The sequence below is a fragment of the Devosia sp. MC521 genome (assembly GCF_014127105.1).
Lineage (GTDB): Bacteria > Pseudomonadota > Alphaproteobacteria > Rhizobiales > Devosiaceae > Devosia.
Window position 1 is genome coordinate 2,365,505 of record NZ_CP059902.1, and the last position, 14,489, is coordinate 2,379,993.

Annotated in this window: 12 protein-coding genes; 6 read left to right on the forward strand and 6 right to left on the reverse strand. The window is 56.9% G+C overall.

Annotation, left to right across the window (positions count from 1 at the left end):
- Positions 1-107 precede the first annotated feature (107 nt).
- A complete protein-coding gene (flbT, locus tag H4N61_RS11365; RefSeq protein WP_182394056.1) occupies positions 108-503 on the forward strand; it encodes a flagellar biosynthesis repressor FlbT in 396 nt (131 codons plus the stop codon).
- Entirely contained in the window at positions 484-849 is a 366-nt protein-coding gene (gene flaF / locus H4N61_RS11370; protein ID WP_182394057.1) for a flagellar biosynthesis regulator FlaF, read from the forward strand. Before flbT ends, flaF begins: the two co-directional genes overlap by 20 nt.
- 117 nt (positions 850-966) lie before the next feature.
- Here the strand turns inward: flaF and H4N61_RS11375 are convergent, their stop codons facing one another.
- From H4N61_RS11375 to H4N61_RS11385, 3 genes are all read right to left on the reverse strand, one after another.
- Positions 967-2,940, reverse strand: coding sequence for a hypothetical protein (locus H4N61_RS11375; RefSeq protein ID WP_182394058.1), 1,974 nt, complete (start codon positions 2,938-2,940; stop codon positions 967-969).
- Between the two features lie 14 nt (positions 2,941-2,954).
- A complete protein-coding gene (gene flgK / locus H4N61_RS11380) occupies positions 2,955-4,799 on the reverse strand; it encodes a flagellar hook-associated protein FlgK (protein WP_182394059.1) in 1,845 nt (614 codons plus the stop codon).
- Between the two features lie 66 nt (positions 4,800-4,865).
- A complete protein-coding gene (locus H4N61_RS11385) occupies positions 4,866-7,040 on the reverse strand; it encodes a flagellar hook-basal body complex protein (RefSeq protein WP_182394060.1) in 2,175 nt (724 codons plus the stop codon).
- A 234-nt stretch (positions 7,041-7,274) separates the two neighbouring features.
- Between H4N61_RS11385 and H4N61_RS11390 the strand changes: the two genes are divergently transcribed.
- The 4 genes from H4N61_RS11390 (at position 7,275) to H4N61_RS11405 (ending at position 11,705) form a co-directional block, all read left to right on the forward strand.
- Complete coding sequence (locus H4N61_RS11390) at positions 7,275-8,141, forward strand: ATPase (RefSeq protein ID WP_182394061.1); 867 nt, start codon at positions 7,275-7,277, stop codon at positions 8,139-8,141.
- A gap of 69 nt (positions 8,142-8,210) precedes the next feature.
- Complete coding sequence (gene metA, locus H4N61_RS11395) at positions 8,211-9,122, forward strand: homoserine O-succinyltransferase (RefSeq protein WP_182394062.1); 912 nt, start codon at positions 8,211-8,213, stop codon at positions 9,120-9,122.
- Between the two features lie 118 nt (positions 9,123-9,240).
- Positions 9,241-10,692, forward strand: a complete 1,452-nt coding sequence (locus H4N61_RS11400) for a YcjX family protein (RefSeq protein ID WP_248306510.1) — start codon at positions 9,241-9,243, stop codon at positions 10,690-10,692.
- Positions 10,689-11,705: a TIGR01620 family protein gene (locus tag H4N61_RS11405; protein WP_182394063.1), complete on the forward strand. Its 1,017-nt coding sequence runs from the start codon at positions 10,689-10,691 to the stop codon at positions 11,703-11,705. The genes H4N61_RS11400 and H4N61_RS11405 overlap by 4 nt, the downstream gene beginning before the upstream one ends.
- A 170-nt stretch (positions 11,706-11,875) precedes the next feature.
- On the opposite strand, the gene H4N61_RS11410 is transcribed toward H4N61_RS11405, so the two are convergent.
- The 3 genes from H4N61_RS11410 to H4N61_RS11420 form a co-directional block, all read right to left on the reverse strand.
- Entirely contained in the window at positions 11,876-12,637 is a 762-nt protein-coding gene (locus H4N61_RS11410; protein WP_169195226.1) for an EAL domain-containing protein, read from the reverse strand.
- Positions 12,638-12,936: 299 nt separating this feature from the next.
- Positions 12,937-13,257, reverse strand: a complete 321-nt coding sequence (locus H4N61_RS11415; protein ID WP_182394064.1) for a 2Fe-2S iron-sulfur cluster-binding protein — start codon at positions 13,255-13,257, stop codon at positions 12,937-12,939.
- A gap of 95 nt (positions 13,258-13,352) precedes the next feature.
- Positions 13,353-14,378 (reverse strand): NAD(P)/FAD-dependent oxidoreductase, encoded by a 1,026-nt coding sequence (locus H4N61_RS11420; RefSeq protein WP_182394065.1) that lies wholly within the window; start codon positions 14,376-14,378, stop codon positions 13,353-13,355.
- Between the last annotated feature and the right edge of the window lie 111 nt (positions 14,379-14,489).

Here is a 14,489-nt window from a genome sequence, read left to right on the forward strand (position 1 = left end):
GATATGTATTCACTTGAGTAAATCGGGCACATTTCTTGCCTTCTCTTGCCTTGCAATCTCAGGCAGAAGCTCATTGGATCATATCCCATCAAGCGGAGCGTCGAGTAATGGCCCTAAAAGTCGAATTGAAGCCAGGCGAGAAACTGCTGGTTGGCAACTGCATTATTACAAATTCAGACCAGAGAACACGACTCTACATTGATGGTCGCGCGCCAATTTTACGCGAAAAAGACATCCTCACCTCTGACACCGCAAAGACCCCTGCGAAGCGGATCTACCTTGCAGTTCAGCTGATGTATATTGAGGATGACATCAGTGTCGCCAAGGACGAGTATTTCGCACTTATTAACGACTTCACGACAGCAGTTCCTTCGTCAATTGAGATAGTTAGCCAAATAAACAACGAGATATTAACCGGCCAGCTTTACAAAGCATTGAAGGCCGCACAACGGCTTATCGAGTACGAACAGGAACTCGTTTCTCATGTATCAAACCGGGGCTAATGCCTACCAGCAAACCGCACGAGTCGTCGAAACTTCACGTGAACGCGAGTCAGCACTATTGATGCGCGCAGCGGCGTCGATTCAAAAAGTAACAGACGAGTGGCCAGCGAGTTCAGACCAACTTGAGCCTGTCTTAAACTTCAACCGAAAGCTCTGGACTGTGTTCATGACTTCCGTGACGAAGGAAGATAGCCCCCTGCCCGATGATGTCCGGCAGAACATCGCCAATCTTGGTATTTTCGTGATGAACCAGACACGCGAAGTATTGCTCGAACCCGAACCAAGCAAGCTCGAGGTGTTGGTTCGATTGAACCGCCAGATCGCGGCCGGCCTACGTGGCATGTAGTTTACGACACACCCGAGTTTAATGCCCCGCAAAATGCGGGGCATTTTTATGACCGCTCCTTATAAATGCAAAAGCCCCGCTCGAAAGCGGGACTTTTGCATTTGCGAACTCGGTTTCCTAGAGGAAGTTCACCAAGCTCAGTTGGCTGACCATCGCCGTTGCCTGATAACTCGCCTGAAGCCGCGTTTGCAGCGCCAGCAATTGCATAGCAATATCTTCTTTGTTCACAGCCTCGGCTTCGCCCAGCAGGTTTTCAAGCTGAGCTTTATAGCTGGTGTGCCGCTGGGTGGCTGCGAGCAGGTTAGATTGAGCCACCCCCAGTTCCATCGTCACCATTTCGATCGACCCACGCTCACTATTGCGGGCTTCAGATAGCTGCGAAGCCTGTCGGCTCGCCAATGCATCGAAACGCGCGCGCGCTGGGTTCAGGTCGATTGAGTTGGGATCCTCAGCACCAGCTGCCTCGGGATAGGTTTCGATCGAGAGCGCAGCAAAGCTTCGGATCATCCGCAGATAACCCACCTCGTTGGCCTGCATGCCGTAATTGACGCGACCATTGTCCTCCACCGCTGCCGAAACTGCTTGGCGAGGGTTCCCCTCGGCCAGAGCCGCCGTTGTGGACAAAGAGCGCGTTATGGCCTGCTCAAAATTGGCGGTTGTATTGGCGATAGCATCGCCCGCCGCAGTGACAGTGCCGATCGTGAACTGCCCTGGCCCCGCGCGCCCAGTCACGGCCTCCAAAGTGACCTCCCTTTCCTTCCCCGATGGCTCGGTGAGGGTAAAGGTCACTTTATCACCGGCAGTGGGCAGCTGGCTGAACTGCACTGATAGAGACGACGGCGGCCCCGCGGTCTGCGTTACGGTTGGTAGTGTAGCGGTCGGAGGGAACTGGCTGGACTGTGCAGACGCCGCCGTAATACGGAAGCCATGAGCAAAGGAACTAGGCTCCAGGCCCTTTACGGTAACACTGTTGCCACCACTCGACGAAACACCCAATCGTCCTAGATTGCTGGCTGATACAGCTGCGGTTTCACCATTGTACCACTGCACAGTGTCGGATGGAGTTGCGACACGCAAAGAGGTCGCAGTGTAAGGATCACTACCAGCAACACGCACTACGGGCTCGCCAGCGGCGTTAAAGAAATTCTCTGCCGCTGCGAAGGTGGATGCCCCCATTAGCTCGCCTTCAGCCGCTATCTGGATCTTCTCCAAAAGCGCGGTCTGGAAATTTGCAGCTGTCGTTGCAGCATCTTCGCCAATTGTGAACTCACCCTTTGTGCCCGTGTCCTCTTCTGAAGCACGCAGGGTAATCTGCGTTTCGGACCCGTCGGGCAGAGTAAAGCCCAAGGTGATACTCTCGCCGGCACGCGGCAGGTTGGCGTCGTCAAAGGTAAACGCCAAAGCTGCCGGATCCGCGTTTTGCGCGCTGGTGTCGATCACAACCCGTCCACCGACTTGAGAAACAGTCGATAGCTTCATGCCGAATGGATGTGCACCATCCTCAGCAAATGTCACGGTTCCGGGAGTGAGAACATCAATGTCTGCGGTCAAACGGCCGTAACCCGATTGCCCCAAATCTGCAGCACGCCGTTCGGTCACCACGGTGGCATAGCCAGCACGACCGCCCACACCGTTGAGAAGCTCTTCTGTGGGCTTCAAAGGCAAGGTGTCGGTCTTGTTACCACCATAAAGGTAGCGCCCATTGACGTCTGCATTCAGCATGGTGACCAACTCGTCAAAGCGCGCCTTGGACAGCCCCGGCAAAGTCGCCATATTGATGTTGTTGGACCCGTATTGCCCCTGCACTGCCGAGTTGCGCGCTTCCCCTTCCATCTTGTCCATGCGTGTGAGCGCATTGTTGTAGAAGGACAGGCGCAGGTTCGCTTGCTCTACATTGCCCATATAGCCTTCGATCTGGGTCAGCCTGGACCGCGCCGAAAGTGATACAGGCAGGTCTTTGCCCATTTGGGCCAATGTCTGCGCCTTGTTGCCCGTGCCAAGCTGCGTCTGAAGAAGCGCGAATTGGCTGTTCATCTTGGAGATGACACCGAAACCAGCTTGAAGCGGGAACATCGATTTATTGACGATCATTTTCTCGATCTCCCTTAAACGGCTTGCATCAGCGTATCGAGCAGTTCCTGCACGACTGACATGACACGAGCATTGGCGGCATAGGTGCTCTGCAACTGAGTCAGACGAGCCATTTCCTCATCCATGTCGACCCCATAGTCGGCGTCCATCTGCTCGGAAATGGTATCCAGAGTCAGCTGACGATGATCACTCACCCGCTGCGCGTTACCGATCGTCGAACCCTGAAAATTGAGGACCTGCCCAACAATCTGTTCAAGCGAACCGTTGAGCTGATGGCGCCCATAGTTGGATGCTGCGGTCGTGCCGGACACAAACGACATGCCCTGCAATTGCTTGAGCACATATTCAGGTCGACTGGCGTCGCCCAACGGGGAATCCAAGTCATACTGCACCAGCAAACGGTTGTCAGAAAGGACATCCGCGTTGATGGTAATGCGTGACGCAAAGCCAACAATCTGGCCAGGCTTATACTCTGTGCTGCCCGAATAGGGCTTTGCCCCATCTGTAAACAGAGAGAACGCAAGCTCCCCCTGCTGCATTCCCGTCGCGGTTCCGCGCGTGGTCAGTGCAGTGATATCTCGGGTGCCTTCCGGACCATCGTCCAGAATTTGCAAATTACCATCCGTCCCTGAAATTTGCAGAAAAGACAAGCGCGACTGTAACGTTGATGCCACCTGACCGGCATCTGGCGGCGAGCCAAAATTGAACGACACAACGCGTTGGCCACTCGCATCCACATAGTCTTCATTGACTGTGCTGTTCACCACCCGCACACGCTGCTCTTCGCCATTTTCACTATAGCGGAACAGAATGTCATTGCCGGATTTGAGATGCGAAATATCGGCAACAAAGCCACTGGCCTGCGTAGCTTGCTGGGTGACTGGCCTACCCTCAGCGGTAATCGTTGAAAAGACCGAGGCCACACTAGCAGCGATCTCATCGAGCTGATTTTGCGTTTCGACCAATGTCTTGTCGCGCAGCTCAACCAAGGCCGCAAGTTCACCACCACCGAGCACACCCTGCTTGACCAGATCAATGGTCAGACCCGAAGGCGTCGTCAGCGTCAGAATACCGACTTTATTCAGTTCCGGGTCAATGCTCGCTTGGGTCGTGGGCGATAGGGCCCCGGCGGTGACAAAATTAAACGAGCTTGGGCCGTTGTCTAACAGGCCAACCCCGGATCGGGTCATCAACGCCACTGAGCCATCCGGGCGATAGTCCGCTTGCACGTCGATGATCTCGGCAAGGCCCGCAACGAGGCGATCTCGCTGATCCATAAGGGATGCACGGGCGGTGTCCGTCATGCCAAGATCGAGCATGCGCTTGTTCACTTCATCGAGTGAATTGAGCATGGCGTTGGCAGTCGTCACATTGCTCTGGATCTGCGTCTCAGTATCCTTGCGAAGCCCCTGCACCGTCGTCGACAGCTCATTGAGGCGGTTGGCAAAGGTTTGAGCGTGCGACACCACATCAGCCCGCGTCGAATAATCGTCCGGACTTGTCGCAAGTGCATGCAAAGAGTTTTTGAGCGAACCTACCAGCGTATCGAGCGAACCTGCGGAACCAGGCTTGCCGAGCACGCCATCCAGTTTACTCAAATAGCGCGTCATCACATTTGAGGCCGACGTATCCGACACCTGCCGATTGTAATAAGTCTGAAGGCTCTGACTAAAAGCGCGGTTCACCCCGACGGTGCGCGCATAGCTAGAGTTCTCCGTATTGTAATCGACAATATTGAGAGCTTGCCTGTGATAGCCGGGCGTCCCCGCATTGGAGACGTTGCGACTTAGGACCGAGATTGCATCTTGGTTCGTCCTAAGACCCGAAACAGCATTGGAGAGTGAGGACATCAAGCCCATGGAAACAACCCTTCCGCGAAATATGAACCTCAGCCATCCTAGCCAAGGGGAAAGTCATGACCCGCCTTAGCGGATCATGTTCAGCACTTCTTGGAGCATTTCATCGGCTGTAGAGACGATGCGCGTGCTGGCCGAATAGGCCTGCTGCGTGATGATCAGCTTGGTGAATTCGTCGGAGATATCAGTATTCGATGACTCCAGGGCTCCCCCGATAATACCGCTGCCGGAGAGGTCGATGATGGGTTCCCCAGACTCCGCGGTCGCCTGATAGACGCCACCGTCGAGACGCTTGAGCGAGTTCACACCGTTGAACTGAGCCGTGGCCACCTGCGCAAGTTCGAGACGCTCGCCGTTGGAATAGGTCGCAACAACGCGCCCTTCATCGGTAACGGCCACGGAGAGATATTCACCAGCGCCATAGCCGTTCTGGTTGAGCGTCGAAACACTCACGGAACCGTTGACGTCTGCAAATTCCGACATCCCATTCTCTTGGTGACGCAATTTTACGTCGCCGATGGTTACGCCGTTGACCGTCAAGTTGCTGATCGTTGCTTCGGTCACGCCTGGAGCAACGAGGGTACCGTTGGGGTTGAAGGTGTAGTCTTGCCCAACATTGGTCCATGCCGTAGCGCCGCCGACGGCAGTGCTGTTGGACATGTAGAACAACTGCCACTTGTCCTGACCACCTGTGGCTTCGCTATCCACTTTCGCCCAACGCAACTGGACGTTCGCCGGTGCACCGTTGTCGGCGTAAACGGTGATTGCACCACCAGAAATCGACTCGGAGATGAACTTTGCGGAGTCATCGGCAGTGATCGTGGCGAGCGTGCCAGTGGCGGCAGCAAACGAGCCATTCACTCCAAGCGATGTGGCAGCGCTGCCCGCGATCGACACATTGTAGAGATAGTTGCTATCAAACGAGACAACGACCTTGCCACCCTCATAGGCCACCCGCGCATCAGCAGCACCCGGCCCGCCGTTCGCCCGCAGATCCGTCTGAATATCCGCCAGCATGCCATCTAGTGTTTTACTGGAATTGATGATCGCCTCGCCCGTACCTGCGGTCATGCCACCAACAGCATCAAACGTATACTTGCGGACCAGACCACCGATGTTGATTTCCATCGATTGACCATGAGAGACGGCCATATAACCTGGCGTTGTGGCCGAAGTCACTGCCCCCCCAGTCTGGGCAGTTTTCGTCCCGTCGCCCAGTCCAAGCATGCCACCAACGACTGCACCGCCCGCAGCGCGTGTCGTGGCTAAGGTAAGGTCTGCCGTATTGCCATCCCCAGCGGACAACACCATCGCGCCATGGCGCAGTTGAGCCGAAACCGTCGGCTCACCCGTCGCCGTGCGCAGGGCCGTCTGAATTCGGCCCACCACATCAGCGACCGTACCAGTGTTATCGATCAGGATTTCGCCAACGCCAGGCGTCGTACCGGTCGGAGCGAACAGCAGGTTGTAGGTGGCGCCATGCATCGTCACGGCCAGCAGATCGCCGTCATTGGCAATGGTATTTGCCGCCGCTGTTCCGACATAGGTCTGCGCGCCGACTGCACGAGCAGGGACACTCGTCGCAAAATCGGAAATGGTCGCACCGTTTGTCGTACGCGGATAGGCAGGACTACCGGAAACTCCAGTGTAGGACCAAGTCTTCATCAGCTCGCTATTTGGCGATGCAGCGTTGTAGTTGGCCGTCTTGGGAACCTGTGGAAGGTTCGCCTGGTAGTTGATTAAACGCGTCACATTGGCGGGCAAATAGGCGTTCGAGATCGAAATCACACTCGGCACAGAGCCCGAGATATTCCCAGTGGCGGTATCGATCGGGAACCCCTTCAGGTAGTAGCCCGCGCCATTGACAAGAAGGCCGTCCTTATCGATCTCAAAATCGCCACGACGGGTGAAGTTATTGGTGCCAGCGAATAGCGGCGAACCATCAGCCTGCCCAATCTTTGGCTCAACAACAAAAAAGCCATTACCGTTCAGGGCGATATAGGTCTCGTTGGAGCTAGTCTGGATATCGCCCTGCTGATTGTTGGTCGATTGCGACTGAGCAAGCACCGCACCAGGAATTTGCGCACGGACCGGCGCGTCTGCGATCAGATCCTTAAAACTCGTGTCGATACGCTTGTAACCAACAGTCTGAGAGTTTGCGATATTACCTGATATATTTTCTAGTGCATGAGACTGAGCACGCAACCCAGTAACCGCAGTAGAAAGTGCACCATATATACCCATTATTCGCTCCGCCTAACCTCGCGCCCAACTGGGCTCACTTGGCGATAACAAAGCAAGACGGATGCCACTTACTTGGAACGTTGAATCTATTAACAATTTTGACTTTTACGTCACAATAGACTTGGCAGCCACGGCAAAACGATCCACTCCAACCGGCAGTTTTTGCCTCTTGCTTGTGAAACCACAGAGCATCAGCTAAATCGAACCGATCTATCTAACGACGAGACTGCCCAAATGCTGTTTTCCAGCGCCGATGAATTTGTGAAGGCCCCGAGACGCGCGATCACCGTGTTTGGCATGGCAGGCGTGGGCAAAACTCGTCTGAGCAATATGCTGCGCGACAATAGCTGGTTCCACTATTCGGCCGACTACCGCATTGGCACGCGCTACATGGGCGAGTTTATCGTCGACAATTTCAAACATGAGGCGATGAAGGTCCCGTTCCTGGCGCAGCTGCTGCGCTCGGACTCCATCTACATCTCGTCCAACATTACCTTCGACAATCTCGACCCGCTCTCGACCTATCTCGGCACGCCGGGCGATGAAACGCGGGGTGGATTGCCCTTGGCGGAATATCAACGTCGCCAAGAGCAACATCGCGTAGCGGAAATCGCGGCGCTGCAGGACGTTCCCTACTTCTTCGACCGTGCGAAAGCCCTGTACGGCTACAATGACTTTATTGCAGACACGGGCGGCTCGCTGATCGAAGTGATCGACCCAACCAATGCCGAAGACCCGGTGGTTAAGACGCTGGCCGCGCACACAGCGCTTATTTACATCCGCGGCACCGACAAGGATGCGATCGAGCTGGTCAAGCGGTTTAAAAAGTCGCCAAAGCCAATGTATTATCGCCCCGAGTTTCTCGTTGAGAAATGGGCCGAGTATAAGCTGATCAACGGCGTTATGGACGACTGCGATGTTGACCCAGCCGGGTTCGGAGCCTGGGGCTTTGAAGCTCTGCTCCATGATCGTCTGCCGCGCTACCAAGCGCTCGCGGACAATTTCGGCTATGTTATCGAAGCATCGGACTTGGCCACTGTCCGGGATGGCGACGAGTTTATCGATCTGGTGGCCGCCGCAATTGAGAAGCGAATGCGCTAGCGCGCGCACCCCGTGGTGACGCGCGCTCCGCTCGAAACGCTCTCTCCTTGCATCGAATAAGAGGCCACCATGCCTATTAGAATTCCAGACGGGCTGCCCGCCCGAAAGACCCTCGAAGACGAGGGCGTCTATGTCATGGATTCCTCGCGCGCTGCGCGTCAGGATATCCGTCCGCTTGAAATCGGCCTGCTCAATCTGATGCCGAATAAGGAGCGAACTGAAACCCAGTTCACGCGCCTTATCGGCTCGACGCCGTTACAGGTGAACCTGTCGCTCGTACGCATCACCGAGCACCAGTCCAAGCACACCTCGGAAGAATACCTCAATTCGTTCTACCAAACCTGGGACGAAGTGAAGAACAAGAAGTTCGACGGCTTCATCATCACGGGCGCGCCGATTGCGCATATGCCGTTTGAGGAAGTGCGCTACTGGCCAGAAATGCTCGAAATTATGGAGTGGACCCGCACCAATGTGCACCACACCATGTTTATCTGCTGGGGCGCTCAAGCCGCGCTGCACCACTTCCACGGTGCCCGTCGCTATCGCACCGAGAAAAAGTCGTTTGGTGTGTACGAGCATCAAGTGATCACTCCGCGTTCGCCATTTCTGCGCGGCATGTCCGATAATCTGATGGTGCCCGTTTCGCGCTACAATGATATCGACCGCAGCACGCTCGGTGATAACCTTGAGATTATGGTTGATAGCCAAGACGTTGGCCTGTGCATGCTGGGCGACAAAAACCAGCGCGCGGTCTATTTCCTCAACCACTTCGAATACGACAATCGCTCGTTAGCCGATGAGTATGAACGCGATATCAATGAGGGGCTCGACACCCCGCCGCCGGCCAATCTTTATCCGGACAATGATCCGACCCAAGCGCCGCGCAATATCTGGCGTAGCCATGGGCATCTCTTGTTCCAAAACTGGATCAACGAGATCTACCAATCCACGCCATACAATCTCGACGAGATTGGCGCATAATATCCAAAGGGGCCCTCGTGGCCCCTTTGTTTTGGAACGGCTCTCCCCCACTTGGGGTTAAAGCCTTGTATTGGCGCAGAACGCCCTTAAATTCTGGGTGCCATTGAGGACTGACCGCGTGCCGCAACCGCCCACCAGACTGACCGACGAAATCGGTATTGCTCTTTCCAATCTTGCAGATAGCGCCACTGGCGTGATGACCCCAACCTTGAGATTGGGCGTCACCGGCTTGAGCCGCGCTGGCAAAACCATCTTCATCACCGCGCTCGTTCATAACCTCCTCACCAATGGGCGTTTGCCTGGCTTTGTGCCGGCATCTGAGGGGCGTTTCATTGGCGCGCGATTGGCCGAATACCCCGATGCGACCATCCCGCGCTTTGCCTATGAGCAGCATCTGGCAACGCTGACGGGCAACCCGCCGACGTGGCCAGAAGGCACAAAACGCATTTCACAGCTCAGGATTGTCCTGAAATATCAGTCAGCCAAATGGTGGTCCAATATGCGTGGCCCGGCCACGCTGAACCTCGATATCGTCGACTACCCCGGCGAATGGCTGCTTGACCTGCCGCTCTTGGGCCTGTCCTACGCCGAGTGGAGCAAGGACGCGCTGGAGCGCGCACAAAAGCCGGGACACCTCGCCGAGGCTTCCGAATTCCTGACCGAGCTTAACACGGTTGACGTGAAGGGGGAGGCAACGGACGTTTTGGCCGAGCATCTTGCTGCGGCCTTCACGACCTATCTGCGCCGCAGCCGCGAGCACGGAGCCCTCTCGACGCTACCACCCGGTCGCTTCCTGTTGCCCGGTGATTTGGAAGGCTCGCCTGCCCTCACCTTCGCGCCCCTGCCGCTGCCTGCCGGAGACATTCCGCGCAATAGCCTCTACCGCATGCTTGAGCAGCGCTACGAGGCCTATAAGGACCGCATCGTTCGCCCGTTCTTCCGCGATCACTTTGCCCGGCTTGATCGGCAGATCGTACTGGTCGATACGCTGCGCGCGCTGAACACTGGCGCTGCCGCAGTGAGCGATCTCGAAACGGCGCTGACCGCTGTTATGGCTTGTTTCCGTCAGGGTGAAGCGAACCCTATTATGCGGCCATTCTCGCGCCGGATCGATCGGGTTCTGTTCGCGGCAACGAAAGCGGACCATGTGCACCACACGAGCCACGACAAGCTCGAAGCCATTCTCAATCGGCTGGTTGCTAATGCGGCCAAGCGCGGCCGCTTTGCAGGGGCTGACGCCAAATCCATGGCGCTTGCCGGCATTCGTGCGACCACCGAAGGCACCATTCGCGAGGATGGTCACACGCTGCCCACGCTGGTTGGAACGCCCATCGCCGGCGAAGAACTGGATGGGACTGTCTATGACGGCAAGACCGAAATCGCTCTATTCCCGGGCGACTTGCCTGCGCGGCCGGATTCATTATTCGAAGACGGCGCGCCAGTGGACTTGAATTTCCTGCGTTTCACGCCGCCGCAACGCCTTGAGCGCAACGCCGCCGGTGATGTGGTGCTTCCGCATATCCGCCTAGACCGCGCCATTGATTATCTCATTGGAGACTGGATGGCATGAAGCGCCCTGTTGCCCACACCGTCACGTCGTCCGAAGAGAGCCAGGTGCCCGTGCGCGCACCAAGGGCATTCGCAGCGGAACGGGCGGAGATCGTTGAAGTCGCGTTCGAGCCTGAACCAGACCCGGAATTGATAACGCCACTGGCCCGACGCATGGGCTGGGTTGGGCGGATCGCCTGGACGACGGGTGGCATCCTCATATCCGCCGGACTGTGTCTGGCGGCTGAGCGGCTCATCAGCGATCTCTTCGCGCAGAACGTCTATGTCGGCTACATTGGGTTAGGCGTTCTTGGCGCGTTCATCGTCGCCATCCTGGCCCTGCTGACGCGCGAGTTTTTTGCGCTCCGACGCCTGCGCGTTCTTGATGCGCTCAAGGCCGATGCCGCACGCGCAAAAGCCGAGAACGACCGCCACCGTGCGGGCAAAGTCGCCGACGAACTGCTCGCCATATACGCGTCTCGCGCCGATCTGGCACAAGCTAAGCAAAACGTCTCCGAACATCTGCCCAATATGTTCGACGGCAATGAGGTGATCGCTCTCTCGGAGCGCGCGCTGATGTCCCCGCTTGATGCGAAGGCCAAACGCCTCACTGCCGCGTCGGCGCGTCGCGTGGCGCTTGTTACGGCTGTGTCGCCCCGCGCGCTGATCGACATCGCCTTTGTGATTTATGAGAGCATCCGGCTCGCAAGCTCTATTGCAGCCCTCTACGGGGCCCGCCCGGGCCTGTTTGGCTTCTTTAGGCTCACGGGTGCCGTTCTCTCCCATTTGGCCGTCACAGGCGGCTTGGTGCTCACGGACGGCATCGTCGAACAGCTCGTCGGGCAAGGTCTGGCCGCGAAGCTGTCGGCACGCTTGGGCGAAGGCGTGGTGAACGGTCTGATGACCGTGCGTGTCGGTATCGCCGCGATGCGGGTCGTGAGGCCACTGCCATTTGACGCCCAACCGCAGCCGATGGTTCGCGACTTCATTCCTGAGCTGGTGAAGATCACGCAGGATGCGGGCAAAGGGGCATAAGCAATCAGTTGCCGGAGCTTGGTCGTCCGGCCTCCTTCCACTTCGTCATCGCCGGGCTCGCCCCCGGGATCCAGACCGGACCATCATCGCACTGGATTGCCGGGACAAGCCCGGCAATGACGATGGAGGGGGGGGGGGCCCGGAGGGTGACGGCTGGTGAATGTGGGCCGTTAGGCAGCGAGGCGGATATCGCCAATGGCTTGAAATTGCTCGACCTGTGGCCGAGCGAAATAATAGCCTTGGAAGAGCGAAATACCGGCCTGACGGAGCGCGTTGAGTTCGCCCTCAGTCTCAACGCCTTCGGCCAATACCATCACGCCCAACTGCTGGGCCATGGTTACAATAGCGCCGATAATATGCTGGCGCGCCGACGACGTATCAATGCCGCGCAGCAGTTCCATATCGATCTTGATGAGGTCTGGCTGGAATTTAGCAAGCAGGCCGAGCCCGGCATAGCCAGCGCCGAAATCATCAAGCGCGGTCAGAAAACCCATGCGCTTATACTCGGCCACGATGTTGGCAACGTGTGAGGCATCGGCCATGCGTTCGTTCTCGGTGAACTCAAACATCAGGCGATGCGGGTTGAACTCTGTGCGTGCCGCAGCGGCCAAGGTCGCGCGGATGCAGGCGCGTGGCTCATAAACCGCATTGGGCATGAAGTTGATCGAAAGACGGGCTGTCGACGATGCTGGCAAATGCTGGCCTGCCAGCTCAATGGCTTTTACGCGACACGCCTGGTCGAAGACATAACGGTTCGCTTCCGTGACGACTGCGAGCACCGTACCGGCCCCCTGTCCTTCGGCACCCCGAACCAGTGCCTCATAGCCCCAGATTTCTCCGGCACTCACATCGACGATTGGTTGAAACGCCATGGTGAAGGCAATCGGAAACGGTTCCGCATCTTTGCAGCCTCGGCATGAAACGGCACTCATCGACTAGCCTATGTGGTCAGAAAGAAATACGCCGCGTTCCTAAGGCAGGAGAGCTTAAAGCATCCACAACGGAGCGCGGTAGCAGCGGGCGTCATCCCCGGACTTATGCCGGGGAGAGTGAACAAGCATCGCACTGGATTGCCGGAACAGGCTCGGTAGTGTGATGGAGGGGCCAATATCCCCACCCGGCCTTCCCCTACAGGGGAGGAGCCAGATCGAGTCCGACGGGAGATATTATCATTAGGCGCTGTCGTCCCTCCCCCTATTAGGCGAGGTTAGGTGGGGGTGATAAAACCCACTCAGTCCTTAGCCGCGCTCGGCGCTAGGGTCAGTTTGAGACCATCTAGGTCGTCTGAACAGAGGATCTGGCACGAGAGACGCGAGTTCGACTTCACGTCGCCGACCGTGTCCAGCATATCATCTTCGTCGTCATTGGCAGCGCCAACGGCGTCCAGCCATTCCGGATCAACATAGACATGGCACGTCGCGCAGGCGCAGGCGCCGCCGCATTCAGCCTTAATGTTCAGGCCCCAATCGCGGATCACTTCCATCACGCGCCAGCCTTCCAAGCCCTCAAGCTCGTGAACTTCGCCAGCCTGATCAGTTACAGTGATCTTCATTCAGTCGCTCCTCAACAGCGCGATGGGGATAAAGCCGAAAGGGCGTAGAAGCAAGTCCTACGCCCTCGCCGCAAACAGTGTGTTGGGCGCGAGCCTTATGCGACGCCGAGCTTCTTCTGCAGCTTGGTCGAGCTGGTGGTGTATTGGAAAACAACGCGTTCGCCGGGAGAGATAACGGCCTTAGCGGCTTGCGCCATCAGGGCCGATTCGTGGAAGCCCGAGAGGATCAGCTTGAGCTTGCCTGGGTACCAGTTGATGTCGCCAATGGCGAAAATGCCGGGAACCGAAGTCTGGAACTTTTCAGTGTCCACGACGATGGTGTTGTCATTGAGTTCAAGACCCCAATCAGCAACTGGACCAAGCTTCATGGTCAGGCCAAAGAACGGCAGCAAGCGCGTTGCTGGGATCGAGAGATCGCCCGCATCGGTTGCGAGGTGAACGTGGTTGAGCTGACCGTTTTCGCCTTCAAGCTTGGCGATTTGGCCGAGCTGGAAGTTGACCTTACCTTCAGCAACCAGTTCCTTCATCTTGTTGACCGAAGCGGGAGCTGCCTTAAAGGCGTCGCGGCGGTGAACAAGGGTGATGGTGCGCGCAACGGATTCGAGAGCCAGGGTCCAGTCGAGAGCGCTATCGCCACCGCCGACGATGACAACGTCCTGACCACGGAAATCTTCCATTTTGCGCACAGCGTAGAAGACGGATTTGTTTTCGAACTGCTCAATGTCAGCAACAGGCGGACGCTTTGGCTGGAACGAACCACCGCCAGCAGCGATGACCACAACCTTGGTGTTGAACACTTCGTCCGCGTCAGTGGTGAGCTTGAACGAGCCGTCTTCCTGCTTCTCGATGGAGTTGACCATGCGCGAGAAGTGGAACTCTGGCGAGAATGGCGCGATCTGTGCCATGAGATTGTCGGTCAGCTGCTGACCTGTGACGACCGGGAAGCCAGGAATGTCATAGATCGGCTTTTCAGGGTAAAGTTCTGCGCACTGGCCGCCGGCACGATCGAGAATGTCGATGAAGTGGCATTTGATGTCGAGAAGCCCGAGCTCAAAGGCAGCGAACAGCCCGCATGGGCCCGCGCCAATTACAACAACATCGGTGGTGATCTCAGTCGTCATCTCTCACGTCCAATCGAAACCAGAGCCCAGTGGACTCTGGATATAAGGTCCCATCGGGGCCAAGTGCCCCGCACTGAATGAATGGGAACAGCCGCTGTCACCAGCGCCCCC

Bases quoted from the DNA above. Each gene is read 5' to 3' on its own strand.
- H4N61_RS11375 (WP_182394058.1), bottom strand. From the start codon at position 2,940: ATGATCGTCAATAAATCGATGTTCCCGCTTCAAGCTGGTTTCGGTGTC.
- flbT (WP_182394056.1), top strand. From the start codon at position 108: ATGGCCCTAAAAGTCGAATTGAAGCCAGGCGAGAAACTGCTGGTTGGC.
- H4N61_RS11390 (WP_182394061.1), top strand. From the start codon at position 7,275: ATGCTGTTTTCCAGCGCCGATGAATTTGTGAAGGCCCCGAGACGCGCG.
- flaF (WP_182394057.1), top strand. From the start codon at position 484: ATGTATCAAACCGGGGCTAATGCCTACCAGCAAACCGCACGAGTCGTC.
- H4N61_RS11385 (WP_182394060.1), bottom strand. From the start codon at position 7,040: ATGGGTATATATGGTGCACTTTCTACTGCGGTTACTGGGTTGCGTGCT.
- metA (WP_182394062.1), top strand. From the start codon at position 8,211: ATGCCTATTAGAATTCCAGACGGGCTGCCCGCCCGAAAGACCCTCGAA.
- flgK (WP_182394059.1), bottom strand. From the start codon at position 4,799: ATGGGCTTGATGTCCTCACTCTCCAATGCTGTTTCGGGTCTTAGGACG.
- H4N61_RS11405 (WP_182394063.1), top strand. From the start codon at position 10,689: ATGAAGCGCCCTGTTGCCCACACCGTCACGTCGTCCGAAGAGAGCCAG.
- H4N61_RS11415 (WP_182394064.1), bottom strand. From the start codon at position 13,257: ATGAAGATCACTGTAACTGATCAGGCTGGCGAAGTTCACGAGCTTGAG.
- H4N61_RS11420 (WP_182394065.1), bottom strand. From the start codon at position 14,378: ATGACGACTGAGATCACCACCGATGTTGTTGTAATTGGCGCGGGCCCA.
- H4N61_RS11410 (WP_169195226.1), bottom strand. From the start codon at position 12,637: ATGAGTGCCGTTTCATGCCGAGGCTGCAAAGATGCGGAACCGTTTCCG.